Source organism: Mycobacterium helveticum, assembly GCF_007714205.1.
In the GTDB taxonomy this organism is placed as follows: Bacteria; Actinomycetota; Actinomycetes; order Mycobacteriales; family Mycobacteriaceae; genus Mycobacterium; species Mycobacterium helveticum.
Map to the genome: position 1 here is coordinate 1 of NZ_VMQU01000030.1, position 21,884 is coordinate 21,884.

The following is a 21,884-nucleotide window of genomic DNA, read 5'->3' on the forward strand; positions in this document are numbered from 1 at the left end:
GTGGGGGCTTGGGCGGGCTGCCCGGCGGTATGGGGCAGCTGCCCGGTACTCAGGCTGCCGGGCTGGGGAACCTGCCCGCTAATGCCGCACCAGCAGCCGGGGCACCGGCACAGTTGGGACCGGCGTTCTCCCAAGGACTTTCAGCCGGATCGGCGTTGGGGTCGCTGCCGCCTGCGACCGGCACTGGAACGCCGGCCGCAGGGCAAGCAGCCGCAACTCCAGCGGCAGGGCTGACTTCGGGTGCGGGCGTTCCTTCGGCCGGGTTGACAGGAGCAGGTGCGACCCCTCCGGCAGTCAGCCCCGCAGCGCCGGGGCTTGCCACGTCTGGCGGGCCGACGAGTGCTGCACCGGCGGCGATGATGCTTCCGCCCCCGGGTATGGGCGCTCCCGCGGCCCCCGTAGCTGCGGGTGGCGCAAGTGCTGCAGCCCCCGTCGCCCCTGCTGGCAACACGGCCACACCGGGTGGCTCCGCGCCGACAACCGGGCCGGCAGCTGGATCGACGGTCGGATCGGGTGGGGCGGTGGTTGTGCCGGCAAGTGTTGTCAGCGCCGGAGCTGGCGCCCGCAACCGTGGACGACCGGAGTCAGCCGAACTGGCAACCGCAAAAGTGTTGGCGCGCAAGCTCCGTCGTGACAGCGACATTGTTAATTACGCGTGCATTGAGTGGGCCGTGGGCGTATTTCGCCGCGAGGCTGGCGGGGCCACCGAGTGCGTGGTGATGTCCAACGAAGGCTTTGGTTACATTCCGCGGGGAGTGTTCTTGCCACGTACTGCCCGTCTGTTGACGGCAGATAAGTTGGTAGACAACCAATTTCGGGAAGGCTGGTTCGGGTCATCCGATCCTGCCGAGGTGCTAGCCGAATATGCACGGCTGCGCGGCCGCGGCGGAACGCATCTGGTTGCCATGGCAGTAACCGCGGACAGCCCCTACGGTCGGGTGCCAGGGGTCGAATACGCGGTTTGTCAACGCGAATTCGATGACGGTGCTTACATCCGCCCGATTCTCGACGATATGCATATGCATCGTCTCGAAGCGTTGCACCCGGAGGTGTATGCCCGGGTTCAGCAGACGACCTCCACTGAACCTGAGACGCGCATGGTTGAAAATCAGGTCGTTGTGCCGCTGGCTGTGCAGATGATCGAAGCTGTGAAGATGTCGGGGGAGATGACGCTCGATCTGCGGCAGATGTGGGATGTGCTGGGCACCGGCGACCACATCTCGGAGGAGGTATGGAACCAGTACCGGATCGCCTCAACCGTGTACTACGTGAACCTCAGCGCGAACCGGCCTCGGCCGGAGGCCTCCACAGGAGATCGCGAGCGTTATCAGGCGCAGTGGGTCACCGCACGCACGATGGAGTTGCTGCAGGGTTGGGAGCGGCGACCGGTCGACGTAGCGGATATGGTCTACGCTGCGGCGACGGCCTACCCATGGAGATTTTGGCACCAAATTTGAATTGTTATGGCGCGTGGTCGAATCCGAGCTCGGCTGCGGCGTAGCGTGAGGTGCCGCGGCGTGCGACGTGGGATGCAGTGATCAGGATTGACCGCCGAGCGCTGGCGAAAACCGTTATAGGAGCACGCCTTATAAGTACGTGGTAGCTGGGCCTCGATTTGGCGATCGAGGTGATGGCCGGATCGTTGGAGGAGAGACGCCGAGTCGTCACAGTGACGAAATAAGCGGTATTCGCTGGAAGCACCCATCCATCCACCGCCGCGGCCACGCGCGCAGGGTTGCCCGAGAAATTGGTGTCTGTTCTCACGCAATCTCGGGGACATTCTTATCGGATTGGGGGCAAGTTGCGATCGGGGATAGTACGTTGAGGGTCAGGAAATGAGCGCGGTGACGGCGGTCGTGGTCGTGTCAGCGAGCGCGATGCCGCCGATATTGCCGATGGGTTGGTCGAGGGCCGCGACAGGAAGCCACTGGATGAGCTCCGGTAAGACAACCCCTTTGGGTTGCAGCACTGTGACGATCATAGCCATTGTGCTGCTGGGGATTTCACCGGGAATGAAGGGGCAGATGATCACCTGGCCGGTGGCGGCTGCGAGGTGAATCGTGTTAGATAGTACGACAACGTACAGTTCCTGGTTGGTGTCGCGGCCTGGCGTGATGTCTCCGGGTGTGATCACAGGCCAGCGGCCCGGTTCGCCTGATAGATCTTCTCCGCGTAGGCGTCGATGTCGAGCGTTGGCACAGTGTGTGTTGTGTAGTTCTCGAGCGAGATTCGGAGATGCTCGTTGTGCAGGGCTCGTTCGATCATCTCTGAACGATTCAGCCCGGCCGCCTGGGCGTCCGCATCGGCCGCCGCCAGCACGGCCTCTTCAATCATTACGGACACTTTGGCTTTCGCCATACCATTTATCCTACTCTGAGCAGGACAGTTGTCGTGAGGGTACTCCGGCTGGTGGCGCCGACGCAGGTTGCGTTAAATGGTGCGAGGACGACCTACCACAGATTCAGCTTGCCAGTCACGGTTACGGACGGGCCCATGTACGCCGATGACGACGATTCGGGGCGCGAAACGGTGTACCTGCTAGGTTCGCGTGAGAATGCGCGCCGCCTCATGGCGGCCGTCGCACGGGATAGGGCCGTCGTCCCGGGCTGGCGAGCCTTACTAAGTCGATGGCCGAACTCGAGGAGATGGTCGGCGGCCAGGAGTGAGCTGCGATCCTGATGGGTAGGGCGACTTCGCTTTTGGGGCGGACTCCGATCGCTGGCGGTCAAGGTCCTGAAAGCCCGGTACCTGTAGCGATCTGGCGCCACTGCGGTGTTCTGGGTTTTCATTCAATTTGGACGTGCTGGTAGCGGGGGTGTAGCGGGGGGCGGTACGGTGCCGGTGTGCCGTTGAAGTTGGCGTCTAAGACGCAGGTTTCGGGTCATTTCTTTGTTCGGCGACGCTTGTCGTTTGCGTTGCTGCGCCGTTCGGTGAGCATGGAGATCAATCCGGTTCGCTGGCACCGCACGCTGTTGATGTTGTCGGCGGTGTTGGGTGTGGTGCTCGTGGTGGGGGCGTTCGTGTACGGGTGGTTTCGCCCGGCGGGGGTGATCGACGACTCGTCGAAGATCGTTGCTGATCGTTCGTCGGGGGCGTTGTTTGTGGTGGTCGACAAGCGACTGTATCCGGCGTTGAATCTGGTGTCGGCGCAGCTGATTGCTGGGTCGCCGGATCGGCCGACGTTTGTGGCATCGGGGGAGATTGCGAAGTGGCCCAAAGGGCCGACGGTGGGGATCCAGGGCGCTCCGGTGGAGACACCGGCGGTGGTGTCTCCGCAGGTTTCGCGCTGGGCTGTGTGCGACACGGCGCCGACGACGGTTGGTGGTTCGCCGTTGGTGACGGGCATCAATGGGCAGTTGTTGCTCGGGGAGGCGGCGGGAGAGCTCGCCGGCAGCGAGGCCTTGTTGTTGTCTTATGGGCCGCAGGTACACCTGGTGACTAATGGTGTTCGGATGCCGATTGATCTGTCTCAGTCCGCGGTCGCCGGGCCCCTGGGGATTGCGCCCGGGGCGCAGGCGACGGGGATGTCGCGGGCCCTTTTTGACGCGTTGCCGGCGGGGGGACCGCTGGCTGTTCCCGCGGTGCCTGGCGCCGGTGGGCCCGGTCAGGTGGATTTGGGGGCGGGGGTTGTTGTCGGTGCGGTGGTGGCGAGCCGGGATGTGGCTGCACAGTCGGACCGCTTTTATGTGGTGCTGGCAGATGGGGTTCAAGAGGTCTCGCCTGTGGTGGCTTCGATGCTGCGCCAGCATGATTCGTTTGGTTTAGCCACGCCGCCGCAGATATCGCCGGATCATTTGGCGCATATTCCGCTGCGTCATGTTCTTGATGTGGATTATTATCCGCGGTCGCCTGTGCGCCTGGTTGATGCGGGCAGTCGGCCGGTTTCGTGTGTGGCGTGGCAGTGGAGTGTGAGCGAGCGTCAGGCGCGGCTCGCGGTGATTTCGGGTCGGGGGTTGCCCATCCGCGCGGATCAGCGGGCGAAGATGGTGCCGTTGGTGGGTGCCGGCAATGGCGGGGTGCAAGCGAATCAGGTCTTGGTCGGTGATGGTGCATCGACGTTTGTTAGCACTACTGGTCAGGCATTGGATTCGCCTGCGCGCGAGACGATGTGGCTGACTAGCTCCACCGGGTCGCGCTATGGTGTGCCGTTTGACGACAATAGCGTGCAGGCGTTGGGGCTGGTGTTATCTCAGGTTCGTCCGGCGCCGTGGTCGATGCTGCAGGTGTGGCCTGCGGGACCGGAGTTGTCGCGGGCGGCCGCGTTGACGGTGCATAGCCCGTCGGACGCGGTGGCTGTGTTGCCGACGAAGACCAACGTACGGGCCGGCGGATAGGAGGGGGAGAAGGTTGTCGACGATTCGTTTCAGCCCGTCTCGGCGGCTGAGGGCGCCCAAAGTTGATGGCGGCATGCAGTCGGTACGCGATTCTCCGATCGCGCCGCGCCGGTTGCCGATGACGAAGGCGCAGATCATTTTGCCTGCAGTCATGGGCGCGGCGTTTTTGGGCATGATGGCCATGATCTTGACTCAACCGGGGCTGCGCTCGGGGCCGATGAGTTTGTTTTCGTTGTTTGTGCCGGTGATGATGATTGTGTCGTTCGCCGGGGTGTTTATGCAGGGCCGTTTTGGTGGCGGTGATAAGGCGTTGTCTCCGCAGGCGTTGGAAGAAGAGCGCCGTGCCTACATGGACGAGCTCGACCAGACACGTGATGTGATTCAAAGTGACGCCGAGCGTCAGTTCGCCAATTACCAGTTCTTGCATCCCGAACCGGCGATGCTGCGTGGGTTGGTCGGGTCGCCGCGGATGTGGGAGCGATCGGGTTCTGCTGAGGACTTGGCGATGCACTTTGGTTTTGTCCGTTTCGGAACCGGTACTTCGGATTTGGCGAAGAAGCTGGCTAAGCCTCGGTTGGGGGAGTCGGCCGATTATGAGCCAGTCTGCTATGACGCGCTGCGCAAGTTTTTGTTGGAGCAGTCCAAGATTAGTGGGATCGCTAAACCGCTGTCGCTCAAGGTGATTCCGCTGATGACGTTGGTGGGTGAGGATGGTCCGGACACAGTCCACGGTGTGGTGCGGGCGATGATTTGTCAGGCGGCCTGCTTCCATTCACCGCAGGACTTGAAAGTCATGGTCGTCACCGACGAACCAGCACGATGGGATTGGGTCAAGTGGTTGCCGCATTGCCAACACGACAAGCTCTTTGATAGTGGCGGGCCGTTGCGAATGGTGTGGACGTCGCCGACGGCGATGGATGCGGCGGTTGGTCACGAATTGCATGGCGCTCGAAAGAATTACGGGGACCCTGGCGCCGCGGACGGGGTACGTCCGCATTGGCTTGTGATCAACGACCAGCTCCGTGTGGATAGTGAATGGGACACGTTGAATCGCAGGGGCGTTGGGGGGGTCGCGGGCGTGACCTTTGTGCGTGTAGTGGTCAAGGAGGGCGCGGCGGATGACAACTGAGTTCACATTGCATGTCAAGCGCGACGGGGCATATGACGAGGAGGGGTTTTTCGCGCTCCCCGATACGCTGGACACGGCGTCCGCGGTCGCGTTTGCGCGCAAAATGGCTAGATACCATGCAGATTCGCGGGTAACGCAAAGTTCGACTGCCGCCGCATCGAAGGTCGTGGATCTGTATGAGATTCTCGGCCACGCTGATCCGGGCGATATCGATGTGGAGGAGGCCTGGGCGGCGACGCGGCTGGGTCCGCCGCTGCAAGACGACGAGGGCGAATTGCAGTGGGGTCGGGAGTGGATGCGGTTCCCGATCGGTATTGATCCACGCAATGGACAGCCCGTGGCCCTCGACTTGAAGGAGACTCACGAGTTCGAGGGGATGGGCCATCACGTCGTCGTCGTCGGCACGACTGGGAGTGGTAAATCGGTGTTTTTGACGGCGTTGATTACGTCGGCGTGTTTGACGCATTCGCCAGACTCGTTGAAGGTCGCGGTGTTTGACTTTAAGGGTAGTGCGTTGGCGCATTTGGTGGCGGGATTCCCGCACTGCGTCGCGGCGATGAGCAACTTGCGTAACGATCGCCTGTGGATTGTGAGGATGGAAGATGTCCTCTACGGCGAGATGGAGCGCCGCAAGTCTTGGCTTGACCGGGCTGGGGTCAGTGACATCGCTGAATATGAGTATTTGCGCATTCACAAGAAGGAGAAGTTGCGGCCGATGCCGCACCTGCTGCTGATTGTCGATGAGTTCACGCAGATGTTCGCTGAACATGACGGAGCCAAAGCGGTCATGGACGAGGTCGGCCGCCAGGGCCGCTCGCAGGGGCTTCGCCTCGTGATGGGGTCGCAGCGGCTGGGCCACCAGATGCAGGGCGGCATCATGAGTAACATCCCGGTGCGGGTGGCGCTGCGAACTGTCGGCGACACCGATTCCCACGAGGTGTTGGGTAGCGATGAGGCCAATCATCTGCCCAAAAAACCTGCTGGGGCTGGGCTTTTGAAGGTAGGTGCCAACAAGAACCTGACGAGGTTTCAGACGGCGTTCGTGCTCAAGAGCTATGTACCGCCCCAACGGGCAGCAGCTGCTGCGGCCAGGCAGGAAGCCGGTTACCTTGAGCCACAAGAGTTCCAGGCGGTCGGTATGCCTGCTCTGCAGATGGCCCGCGACGGCGAGGGCGAGCAGACCAAAATCCCGGAACCACGCGCCATCATTGGCGCCGATGGCCGCACCGTCAAACAGGTGCAGGCAACGGTGGATTGCTTGAATCGGCTGAATCTTCCTCCACTGCAAGCGATGTGGCTGCCGCCGCTGCAGCCGGTCCCTGCTGATGAGCTGGTGCGGCGGTTGCGGGGCCAACCGTGGGATGTCGACTATGGCTCGGCCCAAAGCGAGCTCTCGAGGCTGATGTTTCCGGTCGGGATCGAAGACAGGCCGCGCGACCACCGCCAGCTTGTCTATGCGCCCAATCTGGCCGAAGGTAACTGCGCGGTCATTGGTATGGGGCAATCGGGTAAGACGGTGGCCATCGCGACGATGATCTCGGGTGCCGCTTTGTTGTATCATCCTCGGCGGCTTCAGTTCTACGTCATCGCACTCAGCGGGCCGGACCTCAACCTGGTAGCTGGTTTGCCGCACGTCGGTGGTTTCGCACGCGAGGTGGACCCCGAGCAGGTCAAACGAATCATCGCCGAGATGCTGGCGCTGATCGATCAGCGCGAGCAGGCGTTCACCAAGCTAGGTCTGACGCTAACCAAGCTGCGTGAACGCAAATTTGGCGGCGTGCCAGGTGAGGTGCCTCAAGACTCGTTCGGCGATGTGTTTTTGGTGATCGATGGCTGGCCAACGTTTGTGAAGAACTGGGAGCTGTTGGTTTCTGACGTGGAACGAATCTTGGCTAAAGGACCCGATGTTGGGGTGCACGCCATTGTGTCGACCAGTGGCTGGGTGGCCAACAAATTCCCGTCAGGAATGACCAAGAATTTCACCAGCAACGTGGAGCTCAAGCTCGGTGACAACGATGACATGACGGTCAACAATGTGAAGGTCGCGCGCGACGTTCCCTTCGGGGAGCAGAAGATGTTCCTCGACGAAGAGGACGACACTGGCGGTGAGGTCGAGCAGGTCAACGTGGTCAAGATCAGGGGCCGCGGCACGACGATGGAGGGGTACCATTTTCAGGCCGGGTTACCGGAGATAACCGTGCAAGGGCGGCGCGCCGACGTGGCAGCAGCCGTTGAGCCAATTCAGCGGCTCGCTGGACCTGACAGTGCGGCCGCGCGGGTACGGATGCTGCCCAAAATCGTCGGTATCGACGAGGTCTTCGCGCAATGGGAGCAGCGTGAGCATGGGCCGGGTGGGGTCGACTGGAGTGGTGTCGTGCCGTTCGGGATTTCAGAAATCGGTTTGGAGCCGGCGGTCGCGAACTTCGCTGCGACCCCGCATCTGCTGCTTACCGGTCGGCCTGAATGTGGATTGTCGAGCGGGTTGGCCACGGTGGCCCAAGCTGTGATGCGGGTGTACGGGCCCGAGCAGGCCCAGATCTATGTGGTGGACCCTCATAATGAGTTGCTGCGCGTGGTCGAAGGTGAACATTTGGGCGCCTACGTTTTCCGGGAGGACCAGGTGCGTGCCTTGGGTGACAGCCTGGGGGCGATCCTGACTGAACGTATGCCGATGACAGACCTAAGCCAGGCGGAGTTGGCTGCGGGGACGCGGCGTTGGAGCGGGCCAGAGATCTTTGTCTTCATCGATCGTGAAGAGACCCTTGCTAGTTGGGACACTGGTGGGTTCGTGGCAGGAACCGGATACCCGTTGGGCCCGCTGGCGCGGTTTATTGCGCGGGGTAAAGAGGTCGGCCTGCACCTGGTCGTGTCGCGGCGGATCGCTCAGTGGGGCCGCACGCTGACCAATCCGATAATCGGGGAGTTGCTCAAGGCCAAAGCACCTGTCGTGGTAATGGACGGCGACCCTGATGAAGGGCCGATCGTCGGCAAAACGAAAGCCGTGCCAGCTGACCCCGGTCGTGGCCTGTACGTCACTGACCGGATGGTGGCGCCGGTGCAGATCGCGTTCCCGGCGAGCGCCCATTGAGCGAGGATGACCCCGCGTGGCTGCTCGTCCACGCGGTGGAACAAGCCCGCTTAGAACAGGGGTTGTCCAAACATGATCTGGCACGCCTGGCGCGCGTGGCGCGGCCTACGATCTCGCGGCTGATCAACCATGGCATGGTCCCGTCTCGTGCGGCCACGCTGGATAGGATCGGCTCGGCGCTGGGCTGGGAGGCCGGGACGTGTGCGGCCTTGTTGGCCGGCCAACCCCTACCGGGTCCACGCGCGCCGGTGACTCGCTCGGCCCAGCTCGTCGCAGCGCGGCTCACCGAGATTGCCGAGGAGGCGCGGTCGGCCGCCGGTGCTGCCGAGCAGTCGATTCTGCGGCTGAAAACCATCGAGGAGCGTGCGCGTGCGGCTGCGCAGTTCGTGCTGGGCGGTTCAGTAGCTGATTAAGCGGTCGATCTGGACCGATTCATGCGTCGGCATGGGCCTTTGTCGCTCGGTGATGCGTGGCGGTATTTCGCCAGGTGAGCGGCGCCGTAGAGGGTGTCGGGAAACAGGGGGTGTTGCCTTGTGTGGAATGTCGGAGGTTTGGTTGCCGGTGTCCCTGGGGGCGGTTATCGTCGCATCAAACGGCGGCTTTATTGCTCGTGGGGCGAATGGGATATGTGGACAGGGGTGGGATTGCAATGATGTTCATTGAGGCGCCGGCGCTGGCGGCGCAGGCAGCATCAGAGGGCGCAGGCGGGGCGACCACGGCGGCCACTCTTGCCGCTGGGGCACCAGCGATGGGCGCTGTGCTGCCGATGGGCGGCGAGGAAGTGTCGGCAATGTTCGCTCAAGCTATCGCCGCGCACGGCGCGCAGTTCTTGGCGGCAGGTGCTCTAGGTGTGGCTCAGCGGGAGGCGTTCGCAGCCACCGTGGCTACGTCGGCGGCCACCTACACCGCTATGGATGCGGTCGGCAAGGCGCTGCTGTCGCTGTAGCGCGGCGGTGCACTGATGTACTGGGGTATCCCACCAGAGATCAACGCATTTCGGTTGACCAGGATGGGCGCGGGTCCAACGGCGCACGTCCCACAGATCACCGCCTACACGGCTGCTGCGGCCACGCACTTCGAGCAAGGGATGCAGCAGTCGGTGACCGCGATCGCGACCGCGCCGGTTTTCCAGGGCTCTGGCGGAATGGGGATGCTCGATAGTGCCACGCCGATGGCGGCCTGGCAGCAGACCGCCGGGCTGCATGCAGAGACTGCGGCGGCCACCATCCAAACTGGGTTGACTGCGTACAGCGCGGCCGTGTCCGCGACCATTCCTCATGAAGTGGTGGTGGCCAACCGGGTCCGCGAGGCCACTTTGGAATCAACAAATTTCATGGGGATCAACACCCCAGCGATCGCCGAGGCGAATGCTGAATATGGGGAGTATTGGTCGCAGAACGCCGGGGCCATGGTCGGCTACTTGGGCGCTATGGCCCCTGTCGTGAGCGCGCTGACCGTTCCCTTGCCGACGTTGCCTGATATGAGCAATCCGCTGGGGGCGACGGCCGGCTTGGCAGGGTTGGTCGGCGACGGGGTTGGTGCTGGCGTGCAGGCCTTAGGGTCGGGCATTAGCGCCGGTGGGGGAGTGGTGTCGGCTGGCAGTGGGATCAGCACAGGCGTGGCCACTGGGATCTCGAGCGGCGTGTTCAACGGCACGGGAGCAGGCGTGCAGGCCGCAGGGTCGCCCACTGGTGGGCAAACCCCGGCACCGCAGCCAGCGACCACCGGCACGACCGCGGGGCAGGGCGTGCCCGCAACGACGGGCACCGGCCAGGGCGTCACGAGTAACGCGCCGCAGGGAAAAGCTCCACCGTTGCAGGCGGGTCAAGGCGGTCAGCCGCCCCTGGAAGAGTCTGGACAGTCGTTGCTCGGCCAACTCACCCAGGCGCCAACCGAAATGATGAGTTCGCTCAGTTCACCACTGGAGTCACTGGGGCAGCTCCCGTCGAGTGCCAGTGGCCAACTAAGCGGCCTGATGGGCCCGTTGTCGGCGCTGACCGGTGGAATGTCCGGTGGATTGGGTGGGCCCCCAGCCGGGGGAGCACCGGGATTCAGCGCAGCCAGTGCACCGTGGTCGGGACTAAGTGGCGCCAACGGCGGCTTCGCCGGGGGCGCGTCAGCGGTTGCCGCGGCGTTGACGAAACCGTCTGCTGGCGGGCTAGGTGGGCCTGTGGGCGTGCCGGGCGGCTGGTGGGCCGACGTGGCTGATGGCGCTGAAACAGACGAGCAACCGGCTGCGGGACTGCGAAGCGGCGCGGCAGCGGGCAGAGGAGCCATGGCGCCCGGAATGTATGGACCCATGGCGGCAACGGGGCGCTCCGGACGCGGCAGTGAATATGCCGATGTCAGCGAGCAGGATAAGACGATCACGCTACCGGCCTCCGCGCATGCGGCGCCGGTGCTCACGTCTGAGGGCGTGGTCCACGTCGGGCAGGGAGGATAACTCCCGGCAGGGGCCCGGGTCATTGCTGAACTGATCGAACCAGCGGTAACCACTTGCTAGTGAAGGAGATACACCATCATGGCGTTGAACGCCGATGTCGCCCAGATGCTTTCGGGCGCAAGTCAATTGTCGAACATTCAACAAGAGGTGCTGTCGGCGTTGGGCCGTTATGTCACCATGAACCAGAACCTCACCGGTACTGGGTTTAGTGGTGATGCGGCGCTGGCCTCCATGGCCACCACCGAGGACATCAACCGGACCGGCCAACAGGTCAGCCAGCGGTTTCAGAGCGTCATCGACATAATGAAGCGCTCGGCGCACCAGTACCAAGAAACGAACGCGCAGAACCGCGCGGCGCTGGGCTCCATCCAGTCGACCTGACCGCGGCCAATCTTTCAGACATCGAACGACTTTCAGAGGAGAATGGTTATGGATTCAATGCGTTACGACCACGCCATGATCGCCGATCACGTGTCGGCCCAGGCGCAGCTGGTCGCTCACATGAACGATCTGCGTACCCGGGCCATGGGAACAATCAACCAGGTCGCCACAGTCTGGACGCAGCATGGTTCTGACGCTGCCCAGGTCGCCATGCACGAGATCGATCAGGCGTTCCAGGCGGTGTTCACCACGATCGAGCGCCATGGACAGGCCCAGGGGCACGCGTCGACGAATGCGCTGGGCACCGACCACGCGGTCCAGGCTGGTTTCCGGGGCTTGTGACCGAGACCGGAACCGCGGTTGCAGCGCGGCTGTCGACCACGTCGGAAGGTTTGTGGTTGACAGCCGCGCTTTGCGGTGTGGCTCAATTGCCACCTGCCCTCAAGATCCGGCCCATTGGGGCGGTGCAGGCCACCATCGCGGCTCACCCCGGGATGGAGGTGCTCGAAAACGCGGGGATTTGTCAGGGCGGCGAGGTTGACCCCAGCGTGGCCTCTTGGGTGCGGGCCTTGGGGCGTCCCGACGTCGAGATTGACGTGACGATTACCCGCCCCGAGATCCGACCGGAGCGGCTTGAAGGCCCACCAGCGGTCTTCACCGCCCCGGAGGACGCGATTGAGGCCGCCGAGGCGCTGGCACGGTGGTACGCCCAGCGGCCTCCCCAGCGAGTTGTGACATTGTGCCGGCGCGATAACGCGTGGGTGGCCGCCGCGCGGCTCTGGCGCCCGGGCCAAGACACCAGCGATGAGGTTGTGGTCACCCCGCTGGGTGGGACCGAGATCGCGCACGTCGTCGTCGACACGATAGGGCCGGCCGACCCGGCCCAATTCCACGGCATCAATAGCGAAGCAGCGGTACTCAATACAGTTCTGTCGGCCTGGCAGGCCAACCCCGCCATCGACATCATCGCGGGCCTCGTAGAGGTTGGACTTTCAGTTCCCCAGGCGCGGCTAGTCGAAGCGGTCGCCGACCGGGGCACCACCCGCGCGGTTATCGGCGCGGCCGAATTCTCTATCAGTGGCCCGGCGCGGGCGCCGATGGCGGTGACCGTGGCTGACACCTTGATCGGCCGCGTCGTTGTCAGCAACAGCGTTGGTCCTGACGGCAGGCAATGGACCACACTGCTGCCCGGCGCCGATCACGCAATCCACACGGCTGTGGTCGAGCTGCTCGAAACTTTGCCCTCGGGACGCGGCTGGGCGACTCATCAGCGGACATAAAATTTCGATACAGGCGAATATGGTGTCCGTTGTAGACGGATGAAAACCGTGGTTGTTACTGTCGCGCTGTGGCCAAATTATGTGGCGCTAAGCGAAATTCGAATACGTCTGGTGACGAGGGGACACGGTATGACAAGTCCGCATGAGCGTGAGGAACGCGACTTTTTCAATGGCCTGGCGGCAGGTCCGCCGCCCGAGACGCAGCCCGCGCCAGGCGCAGTTGAGCCCAGCCATCCCAACAACAGCGGCGAACCGACGAGCGATGATGGGCGGCCGCGGTTTTCACCCCCGGAGGCCGCTCTTGGGCTCCCCGCCCAGGATGCGACGCCGGCGCCGTCTTCGGCGCCCCAACAAGCCCCGGGTTGGCAGCCGCCGCGGTTTTCGCCCCCGGAGGGCACCTTGGCACCCCAGGGCCAAGACACCCCTCCGCCACCTCCGTGGGCGCAGCAGGCCGGTCCCCATCAGCAGGGGACGCCCAGCGAAAGCTACGGTTCCTCAAGTCAATTGGGCCGCCCACCGCAGGGAGTGTCGGAGGCGGCGCTCGGTGGGCGTCACGGCGCACCGCAGCCAGCCGGTCACGCAGATCCCAGCCAGGTTGCGCGTCCGTATCCGCCGGCAGAAGAACATGGTTGGCGTGCGCCAACACCCCAACCGTCGCCTCGCACCGCGGGCACGCCACGGTCTTCGGACGCGCTGCGAGAGCACCTGCGCGCCACGGACTTGATTGCCCCACACAAGGAGGCGCCATCCAAGGGGTGGCGCAGGGCGTTGCTCAAGGTTTCTGGTGGGCTGATTAACGTCGGTGAGTCCAGCGACGAGCGCACAGTGCGTGGCCTCAAGGCTGCGATCGGGGCCAATTTGCGTGGCACTTATACCGTCGTGGTGCTTGGTGGCAAGGGCGGTTCGGGCAAGACCGCGATGACTGTCGCGACCGCCAGTGAGTTTGCACGCAATCGTAACGACCAAGTGGTCGCTGTCGACGCCGATCCGGCACAGGCCGCAAATTTGGCGGCTCGGGTGGATCCCAAGGCGTCATCGCTGCGTGCGATTAACGACGACCTTAATCTTCATCGCTACGCCGATGTTGGGGCCTTGACGGGCCACAACCAAGTTGGTTTAGACGTTGTGGCTTCCCCGCGCCATGGAGGCGCTCGCGGGGAGGGGTTGACCGCTGATGAGTTCAGCAAGGGCCATATGCGTCTACAACGGTTCTACAGTGTGCTTTTCGTTGACTGCGGTGTCGATCTCGAACACGAGGTGATGAAGGGTGTGTTCGAGCGCGCCGATGCGGTGTTGATGGTGGCCTCGGCCGTCCCGGACGGCGCCGAAGGCGCGAGCACCAATTTCGAGTGGTTGCGCGACGAAGGCTATCACCAGTTGCTGTCGCGAACAGTGTTGGTGATCAACCACATTCGCCCGGCGCGCAATCGGAAGGATCGTAAGGAGGCGGCCAAACTGGTCGCCACACTCAGGGAGCATTTCGGGAGCTGGGTCAAAAACGATCGCATTATCGAGGTACCCTTTGACCCCCACATCGCCTCGGCGGGCGAGTTGGACCTTCGAAGGGTCAACCCTAAGACCGCCAGGGCGGTGCTTAAGACCGCCGCCGCATTGGCGGCAGGGTTCTCGACAGCGGCCGATGCCCGATGACCACCGCCAATTCCGCACAACAGGCGCCGGAAGTCCCTCGGCTGTGCAAGGTTCATTTGCTGGTCGGGGATGACACGCTCATCGATTACGTCCTGCCTGCTGGGGTGGCGTTGATTGCGGTGATCGAGGACCTCATCCCGCGGGTCAATGCGATTCTCAAAGATCGCGGGCGGGCACCTCTTGATGACACGTTGACCTTTCAACTGTGCCGTGCAGACGCCACTCCGCTCGATCCGCAGCGATCCCTTGATGACAGCCGTGTCTACGACGGGGACTTGTTGTGTCTCTTGCCTACTGACGCCACCGAACGCTTCGCACCTGTCATTGAGGAGGTGTCGACGGCGCTGGCTCGTTCAGCACGCCAGCAGTTCGCCACAGTCGATGTCACGGTCGCGCGTCGGGTAGCCGGGGGGCTTTTCGCAGCGCTGGTCGCGTGGGCCGAGGTGATGTTGGCGCAGTTGTGGTGGCAACAGCACGGCTGGCTGCCCGCGGCGGTGTCGTGGGGATTAGCCGCCGTTTTCTTGGTGTCGGCGAGGGCGGCGACGCGGGCACGAGATGAGCAGCGACGCCGATCGGCGGACTTCCTGGTGTGGTCGGCGCTGATTTGCGCCGGTGCAGGCGCGGCGATGTCGGTGCCGGGACCACCCGGTGGCTGGCATGTGGTGGCCGCGACGGCCACCGTGTTGGCCGGCGTGGCGGCATTGACGATGCTGACCGGCCGCTATCTGACTGTGTTTGCGGGGATGGCTGTGGTCGGGTTATCTGCGGGCGCGGTGGCGGCGATCCACGCCAGCGGTTGGCGAGTGCTGCCAGCGCATCTGGCGGTCGTCTTCTTGGTAGCGGACCTGGTGCTAGTGACGTTTGCAACCAGCATCGGGATCGTGGGGGCCGGAGTGCCCGGGCCATGGTTTCCTTCGGTCACTAACCGGGGGGTGTTTGAGACTCGAGAAGGCGCTGCCCTAAACACGGTGTCGCCGGTGGAGCGTCCGGGCAATGAAACCGTTGAGCAGATCGCGACGTGGGCTCGGCGCGGCACCGCCATCGTGACGGGTCTGCTGGCTGGCGGCGCTGTGGTGTTGGTGGCGGCCGCGCGCTATGCAGTGATGCCCGAAACTGGCGGCGGGTGGCGGTTTTTGGCATTCACGTTGGGGATTTGCGCAATCTTTCTGCTCCGGGCGCGCTCGTTTGTTGATCGCAATCAATCGGTGATGCTGGCCGTTGGTGCGGTCGTCGCGGTAGCGGTGGTGATCGGACGATACGCAAGCGCTCCCAACCCGGCTTCGCCGGTTGTCACCCTGATATGTGTTGGCGCAGCGCTAATGTTGGCCGGGGCGGGCCTGCTTGGAGCGCTGGTGGTGCCCAATGCGCGGATCAGCGCACCGGTAAACCGCGCCGTCGAAGTCAGCGAGTACATTCTGCTGATTTTCGTTGTGCCATGGGCGATCTGGCTGCTGAATCTGCTGTGGGTGGTACGAAATGCGGTCCACGGCTGATGATTAAAGCCGTGAGTACGCTGGGCGCGATCGGGCTCGCCGCAGCACTGGTTGCCGTATCTGGCGGCGTGGCCGGCGCGATTGATCCCCCGGTGGTGCCGCCTGGGCCACCCCCGCCCGATCCCGCACCCGGGCCGGATCAGCCGATGCGCCAGATCGCGGCGTGCACAACAACCGGCGTGTTGCCCGGCAGTGATTTGCGTGAGTTGCCCGCGGCGCTGCAGCTGATGAACATGCCAGAAGCGTGGAAAGAATCCACCGGTGTTGGCGTGGTCGTCGGGGTTATCGATACCGGCGTGGCTGCACAACCTCGGCTGCCGCACCTAGTTTCTGGCGGGGACTATGTCATGGGCCCGTTTGGCGACGGCTTATCGGATTGCGACGGGCACGGCACAGTAGTGGCTTCACTGATTGGGGCGGCGCCTTCAGGGCTCGCACTGGTCCCCAAGCCGGCGTGGGCGGCGCCTGCGGCCCCGCCGGCCGGGGCTCCGCCGCCGCGCGCGATTCCACCGCCACCGCCTCCGCCGACGGTCACGGTGACCCAAACGGTGGCGCCGCCGCCGCCACCACCGCCGCCGCCGCCGCCGCCCGACGAGCCATCATGGGTGGGTATGCCGCCGTCTCCGGTTACTCTCGGCCACGCTCGCGGGCCGGCGCCGCTGGAACCGTCGCCCGGTGGTGGTCCAGACGGGCTGATCGGCATCGCCCCAGACGCGGTGCTGCTGTCGATTCGCCAGACCGCGCAGACTTTCGGCCTGGTTGATCCCGGCGTGGTCGACAACCCCGAGGATGTTCGCCGCGCCGGTGACATCAATTCGTTGGCTCGCGCGATCGTGCACGCGGCGAATCTGGGCGTCAAAGTGATCAACATCAGTGTGGTGTCGTGCATCTCGACAGCCAAGCCCCAGGATCAAAGCGCCTTGGCCGACGCGGTCCACTATGCCGCGGTTGACCGCGACGTGGTGATCGTGACCGCGGCGGGCAACGTTCATGCCCAGGGCTGCAATGGGCAAAACCCGGACCCATTACCGGGTGATCCCACTCGGGGGTGGTCGTCAGTCAAAACGATCGCCACCCCAGCATGGTTTAGCGACTACGCGTTGGCGGTGTCGGCCACCGATTCGACCGGCGTTCCCGCCAGCGGCGACGCCGCCTCATTGCACGGCCCGTGGGTAGGACTGGCTGCGCCGGGAGCCGACATCGTGGGGCTGTCGACGAGCGGGCAGGTGATCAACGGTTCAGTCGATGACGACAAGCTGCACCCTATCGCTGGTAGCTCGTTTAGCTCGGCGTTCGTCGGGGGAGTGGCGGCTTTGGTGCGGGCCAAATTTCCCAACCTGACAGCCCATCAAGTGATCCACCGGTTAGAGGCCACCGCGCACCCTCCCGCTGGTGGACGTGACAACGTGGTCGGTTATGGAACTGTGGACCCCGTTGCGGCGCTGACCTGGGATGTGCCGCCGGGTGAGACGTTTGCCCCCGGGGTTCAGCGCGCCCAGTTGAAAGTGCCGGCCCCGCCCCCGCCACGCGACGCACGTCCGGGCTGGGTCGCGATGGCCATCACCGGTCTCGCCGTCGTCAGCGTATTGGGACTTGCTGTGGGCCTGACCGTCTCGCGTCGCAGGGAGCGAATCTGATGAAGCAACGGTTTGTCTCGGCCCGTATCGCACCCCGCGCCGTGGTCACCGGCGAAGTGGTCGCAGGTCTGGTTGCGCTGGCACTGAGCGCCACGCTGGATTCGTGGCCGATCGCCGTCGCCAGCGGCGCCGCGACCGGACTGGTGATCTGTGTGCTGACCTTCCGGGAGCGCACCGTGTGGCAGTGGGCGTGGCGGGCCATGTCCTGGACGCGCCGCCGGGTGCGCAGACTCCAGCTGCCTCAACCGGTCGATGTCACCCTCAACGAGCACACAGTCGGTGTTGTGATCGACGGGCACACCGTGTCCACGATGATCACTGTGCTGGGCAAGCCTTACATCCCCACCCTATTGCACGCCGACCACACCAAAACACTTAATACCGTGCCGATTAGCGTAATCGCACAAGAGATGCAGCGCTGCGGGTTGAGTGTTGATGTCGACATCATCTGCGAGGGCAGCCGCACAGCCAGAGACAACTATGCCGAACTGTATGAAGCGGCGCTACGGGGGCTGCCGGCGGCCGGTCAGCGTAGCGTGACGTTGGTAGTCCGCTTCGATACGCGCAGCGACCGCATTCTGCCTGGACTGCTGTGGCGGCGAGACACGATCGGCGCGGCGGTGGCGGCTTCTCAGCGCATCACCAGAGCGCTGTGCCAAACAAACTGTCGTGCAAGGCTTTTGACCGCAGCGCAGATGAACGACGCGGTAGCGGCCAGCCTGGGTGGGCCCGAAAACGCGACAGCTTCTTACCAGGACCGCTGGACGAATCTGCAGCGCGGCGGGAAGGCCTATGTCACAGCGTATTTCTTCAGCGCCAGTGACGTGCGCTCTGCTCAACTCGACGACGTGTGGGCCTACCAGAGCGACCACACGACCCTGGTGATCGCGTTGCGCAGCGATCCTGCCGGCGTGCGGGCTTCAGCCCTCGTCCGGTTGACCACCGTGCAACCGCTTGCCAGCTCGCCGCGGCTGGTGCTCAACCCGATGGCGGGCCGACAGTGGGAAGCGTTGGCGCTGACCTTGCCTGGGTGCAGGCGGCTGAGGTTGCCATCAACGCCAGTAACTACCGAACTCAACACAGCTGTCGTAGCCGGCGCATCGGGTGTTCTGCTGGGTGAACTGCGAGACGCTATGCTGTTGATGCCGATATCAGATCCCGCGGCCCCCACCCGAATTGCTCTGCACGCCGATGATGACCAGGCGGTGAAACGGCTGATTCGCCGGGCGGCCGCAGCAGGCGAACAGGTCGCCGTTTACGACCCCACTGGGCGTTGGACAATGACGTCTGCTTCCCCACGGATCTGGACGACGCGCGACGTCACAGCCCAGCCGCCACGTCCTCCGACGATGGTGGTACACAATGGTCGCGTCAACAACTACCCACCCGCGCGCACATCGATCACGGTCGGCGATGTGCCCGCCAGCGCTGCACCCGATATCCGTATCGAACAGCGGGGCGAGCGAATCACCGTGAAAACACAGCGTTTTCGCACCACGTTGAGGTCTGTGACATTCCGCAACGAGGATGCTTATCTGCGGTAATCGATCCTCCCAATGTGGCTGACTTTGGTAGACGAATACCGGGGTGGGAGTGCACGATTGCGGGTATGGCTTGCGATAGCGCCCGCAGCACTCCCGCCGATACCGATCCGAAAACCCACCGGCGCGCAGTGCGTTTCTTTTGGGTGGTGTTGATAGGAGCAAGCGCGGCCTCGATCGCTGGCAACGCGTTACACGCGATCGTGCAGGCCGATCACGTCGCCCCGGCGCTGGCGGCCGCGGTGGCCACGGCCCCACCTCTGGTATTGCTCGGGTCCACGGAAGGGCTCTCGCTGCTCATCAAGGTGCACCGCCGGCCCACCTTGACGTTCTGGGCGGCGGTGATCATGACGCTGTTACTGGGGGCCGGTGCGTTTCGCCTGTCATTTGATGCGTTGTGCAGCTTGGCTATCCGGTGCGGTATCCGCCCAAGCTTGGCATGGTTGTGGCCGCTGATCATTGACGTCACGACCGCGCAGGCCACCGTTGCGCTGGTAGCCCTGACCCGGCTCCTACACAGCCGCGCCGAGGCGCCGCCGGCCCTCGTCGAGGAGGACGTCCCGGTGTCCCTGTCGGCGACACCTCTGCCAGTCGCTGGGTCCTCAGCAGGTGAGCGTGATAGGGCCATGGTGGCGGTCGAGCCGGACCGGTCGCTGTCATCGGTTCCAAGAGTGGACGCCGCTGTGCCCCCGCGAGAGCGTCATGAACACGCCGTACGCACAGTGATGGCATCGAAAAGAACCAAGCAGCCTGCAGAAATCATTGACGCTGTGCTGCGCCGCCACGCTGACGGGCAAAAGCCGGGTGAAATCTCAGAGGAACTCAAGCTGCACCACACAACGGTGAACCGGATACTGGCGACGGCGCTCCACTCGGCAGCGGCGGTGTAAACCCGAAGCTTCCGCCGCAGTGACCTACGTCCGGCGATCGCGAATGTCGCTGCTTTGATAGACGTTCGCGGCCAGTGGCGCCCATGATGACGTAGTGGTCAACGAACCGTACACCCCGTACTGCGGCCTCACCTACAATCGCCAAAACGTTGCCGTGCGTGCGGAGACAGCACCTCACATTCTGGTAAGCGCACCAACACGTACGGGTAAAACACGCAGGATTTTGGCCCCGGCGGCGCTCGTGCATCCTGGGCCGGAAGTTTTGGTGTCGTCGAAACCCGACCTGGCAGAGCTTGTTCTAACACGACGCAATATCGGGATTACCGGTGTGATTGATCTGCGGCCTGAGCACACTGAGGTATGGCCGGCCGGGGTTAGGCGTATGGTCACCGACCCGACCCGCACGATCGCCAGCGCCCATGAAGCACTGACCGTTGCTGAGACCATGCTCGCGACCTCGGGCGTGGGTTTCAGTGGCGCATCGGGCGGCAACGCTGTTGCTGCGGGCGGGCTTTGGGAAAGTCAGGCCGCACCGCCGTTGGCATGCCTGCTGTACGCGGCCAGCCCGCAGGGCAACAGTTTGGGAATGCCCTGGGTGCTCGATGCCGTGCAGGATTTCGGTATCGACGAAACCGGCGGCGACCAACCCATCCCCGAGCTCGGACGCCCGTCGTGGCTGACCGCTTACGGGCTTTGCGAACAACCGAAACTCGCGGCCCCGCTGTATTCTGTTATCGCCGGGATGGATTCCCGGCTGCGTGACAGCATCAAGATCACGGTGTCCAAGGCCGTAACACCGTGGCTGCGCTTGGGTTTGAGCGCCGACGAGGGAGCACCGTACTTGAGCGCGGTCGAACGTGTCGCTGTGGAGTCATTCGACGTCCACATGCTTGATGAGCCGGACGCCACATTGTTTGTGATCGCCCCGAACACCGGCTCGGTCGCCGGAGCCGCGGTGGCTCTGATCGATTCCATCGTGCGTCATTTCCGCCGCAAGATGGCCAATCATCAACTGACGCATCCGCTGCTGCTGGAACTCGACGAGGTATGTAACTCATGTCCGTTGCCGGATCTGTTGACCTACGTGGGGGAGTCAGCGGGACTGGGTGTCAACATCTTGGCGACGGTGCAGGCGTCGGCGCATTTCGACGTTGTATTTGGGTCCAAGTACGCTGAAGCGCTGCGGGAGATGTTTCCGGGCACGCTGATCATGTATGGAGCTCACGAGCGCCATTTGCTCGAACAGGCCTCACATTGGCTGGGAGAGACAACCCGACGTACCGAAGCCTATGAGCCCACAGGGGGGAGTCGGGGCCAATCGTCGCAATTCGGCCAGGCGATCGGTTGGCAGGAACTGCTTCCCCAAAGCCGGGAAGAAGCCCAGCTGTTGCAGCGCGGCACGGCTGGCGAGCGAGTTCATATTCCAGACTGGACCGAGTTCCTGGCTCTGTTCGACCAGGCGGTTCAGCGGCGAATCAAAAAGGCGCAGTGGGGTTGACGGGCGGTTGCCGCGACGGGCGCAATCTATGACTGACGCATTGGTCTCGGTGCTCGCGTCCAGCTTCCCAAGTGCGACCGCTGGGCAGCTCCGGGTAGCTGCACCGTGTAATCTGCCTGTGCTGCAACTAATTTGCTGTCGACGCGATCAAGCGTTTCTCGACGCTGGCCGTGTCCGCAGTAGCACTCCAGCTGCGGACCTACCGACGAATGTTGCCCTCACATGACCCTGGGTCCTGACGCGTGTTTTTCACGATATCGCTTGCGTCTGAGGCGATTTGACGCAGGATCTTCAAGAACAGCACTTGCCCGGCCGAGGTGTTGAGATACCACGGCGGATCGCTGAGCATGGCAATGATCTGTTGCCGCATCGCCTCGAGCGACTGCGAACCCGGCGGCGTGTCACAAACCTGGCCAGCTCGCTCGAGCGCGGCTAACACCCGATGCACAACTGCGTCTACGGTCGTACCCCGATCCATACCTTGAACCGTATCTGTGCCGCCACCCCCCGCTCACACCCC

At 63.7% G+C, this 21,884-nt stretch carries 19 protein-coding genes and 1 pseudogene; 17 read left to right on the forward strand and 3 right to left on the reverse strand.

From position 1 onward, the window contains the following. The first annotated feature begins 521 nt into the window (after positions 1-521). Positions 522-1,457, forward strand: coding sequence for a hypothetical protein (locus FPZ47_RS29340; protein WP_109413176.1), 936 nt, complete (start codon positions 522-524; stop codon positions 1,455-1,457). Between the two features lie 371 nt (positions 1,458-1,828). On the opposite strand, the gene FPZ47_RS09300 is transcribed toward FPZ47_RS29340, so the two are convergent. Then, entirely contained in the window at positions 1,829-2,134 is a 306-nt protein-coding gene (locus tag FPZ47_RS09300; protein WP_007172144.1) for a hypothetical protein, read from the reverse strand. Next, positions 2,131-2,358 (reverse strand): ribbon-helix-helix protein, CopG family, encoded by a 228-nt coding sequence (locus tag FPZ47_RS09305; RefSeq protein WP_042910679.1) that lies wholly within the window; start codon positions 2,356-2,358, stop codon positions 2,131-2,133. Before FPZ47_RS09305 ends, FPZ47_RS09300 begins: the two co-directional genes overlap by 4 nt. 135 nt (positions 2,359-2,493) lie before the next feature. On the opposite strand from FPZ47_RS09305, the pseudogene FPZ47_RS29345 reads away from it, so the two are divergent. The 16 genes and pseudogenes from FPZ47_RS29345 to FPZ47_RS09385 all read left to right on the forward strand — a co-directional run. Further along, positions 2,494-2,666: pseudogene (locus tag FPZ47_RS29345) on the forward strand (type II toxin-antitoxin system prevent-host-death family antitoxin); the annotation flags it as partial. Between the two features lie 177 nt (positions 2,667-2,843). Further along, positions 2,844-4,334, forward strand: coding sequence for a type VII secretion protein EccB (eccB, locus tag FPZ47_RS09315; RefSeq protein WP_007172147.1), 1,491 nt, complete (start codon positions 2,844-2,846; stop codon positions 4,332-4,334). 73 nt (positions 4,335-4,407) lie between these two features. Next, complete coding sequence (locus tag FPZ47_RS09320; protein WP_007172148.1) at positions 4,408-5,463, forward strand: hypothetical protein; 1,056 nt, start codon at positions 4,408-4,410, stop codon at positions 5,461-5,463. Beyond that, positions 5,453-8,551 carry a type VII secretion protein EccCb gene (gene eccCb / locus FPZ47_RS09325; RefSeq protein ID WP_007172149.1) on the forward strand — a complete coding sequence of 1,033 codons (3,099 nt, stop codon included), beginning with the start codon at positions 5,453-5,455 and terminating at the stop codon, positions 8,549-8,551. The genes FPZ47_RS09320 and eccCb overlap by 11 nt, the downstream gene beginning before the upstream one ends. Continuing rightward, positions 8,548-8,964 carry a helix-turn-helix domain-containing protein gene (locus FPZ47_RS09330; RefSeq protein WP_007172150.1) on the forward strand — a complete coding sequence of 139 codons (417 nt, stop codon included), beginning with the start codon at positions 8,548-8,550 and terminating at the stop codon, positions 8,962-8,964. The genes eccCb and FPZ47_RS09330 overlap by 4 nt, the downstream gene beginning before the upstream one ends. A gap of 236 nt (positions 8,965-9,200) precedes the next feature. Beyond that, positions 9,201-9,497 (forward strand): PE domain-containing protein, encoded by a 297-nt coding sequence (locus tag FPZ47_RS09335; protein WP_040624290.1) that lies wholly within the window; start codon positions 9,201-9,203, stop codon positions 9,495-9,497. Between the two features lie 15 nt (positions 9,498-9,512). Continuing rightward, positions 9,513-10,994, forward strand: a complete 1,482-nt coding sequence (locus FPZ47_RS09340) for a PPE family protein (RefSeq protein WP_007172152.1) — start codon at positions 9,513-9,515, stop codon at positions 10,992-10,994. Between the two features lie 78 nt (positions 10,995-11,072). After that, positions 11,073-11,375: a WXG100 family type VII secretion target gene (locus FPZ47_RS09345; protein ID WP_007172153.1), complete on the forward strand. Its 303-nt coding sequence runs from the start codon at positions 11,073-11,075 to the stop codon at positions 11,373-11,375. Positions 11,376-11,450: 75 nt separating this feature from the next. After that, on the forward strand, positions 11,451-11,717 hold the full coding sequence (locus FPZ47_RS09350; RefSeq protein ID WP_232060647.1) for a hypothetical protein: 267 nt from the start codon (positions 11,451-11,453) through the stop codon (positions 11,715-11,717). Further along, the gene (locus tag FPZ47_RS09355; RefSeq protein WP_007172155.1) at positions 11,714-12,655 is read left to right on the forward strand and encodes an ESX secretion-associated protein EspG; all 942 of its coding nucleotides are present in this window, start codon (positions 11,714-11,716) and stop codon (positions 12,653-12,655) included. The genes FPZ47_RS09350 and FPZ47_RS09355 overlap by 4 nt, the downstream gene beginning before the upstream one ends. Before the next feature lie 768 nt (positions 12,656-13,423). After that, positions 13,424-14,305, forward strand: coding sequence for a MinD/ParA family ATP-binding protein (locus FPZ47_RS28325; protein WP_007172156.1), 882 nt, complete (start codon positions 13,424-13,426; stop codon positions 14,303-14,305). Then, a complete protein-coding gene (gene eccD / locus FPZ47_RS09365) occupies positions 14,302-15,798 on the forward strand; it encodes a type VII secretion integral membrane protein EccD (RefSeq protein WP_007172157.1) in 1,497 nt (498 codons plus the stop codon). The genes FPZ47_RS28325 and eccD overlap by 4 nt, the downstream gene beginning before the upstream one ends. After that, on the forward strand, positions 15,798-17,435 hold the full coding sequence (locus tag FPZ47_RS09370; protein WP_040624272.1) for a S8 family serine peptidase: 1,638 nt from the start codon (positions 15,798-15,800) through the stop codon (positions 17,433-17,435). Before eccD ends, FPZ47_RS09370 begins: the two co-directional genes overlap by 1 nt. Further along, positions 17,435-18,979 carry a type VII secretion protein EccE gene (gene eccE, locus FPZ47_RS09375; protein ID WP_007172159.1) on the forward strand — a complete coding sequence of 515 codons (1,545 nt, stop codon included), beginning with the start codon at positions 17,435-17,437 and terminating at the stop codon, positions 18,977-18,979. The genes FPZ47_RS09370 and eccE overlap by 1 nt, the downstream gene beginning before the upstream one ends. A gap of 65 nt (positions 18,980-19,044) precedes the next feature. Next, positions 19,045-19,866: a DUF2637 domain-containing protein gene (locus tag FPZ47_RS09380; RefSeq protein ID WP_080691135.1), complete on the forward strand. Its 822-nt coding sequence runs from the start codon at positions 19,045-19,047 to the stop codon at positions 19,864-19,866. Positions 19,867-19,960: 94 nt separating this feature from the next. Beyond that, positions 19,961-21,364, forward strand: coding sequence for a type IV secretory system conjugative DNA transfer family protein (locus FPZ47_RS09385; RefSeq protein ID WP_040624275.1), 1,404 nt, complete (start codon positions 19,961-19,963; stop codon positions 21,362-21,364). Between the two features lie 199 nt (positions 21,365-21,563). On the opposite strand, the gene FPZ47_RS09390 is transcribed toward FPZ47_RS09385, so the two are convergent. Beyond that, entirely contained in the window at positions 21,564-21,842 is a 279-nt protein-coding gene (locus FPZ47_RS09390) for a hypothetical protein (protein WP_007172162.1), read from the reverse strand. Positions 21,843-21,884: the final 42 nt, after the last annotated feature.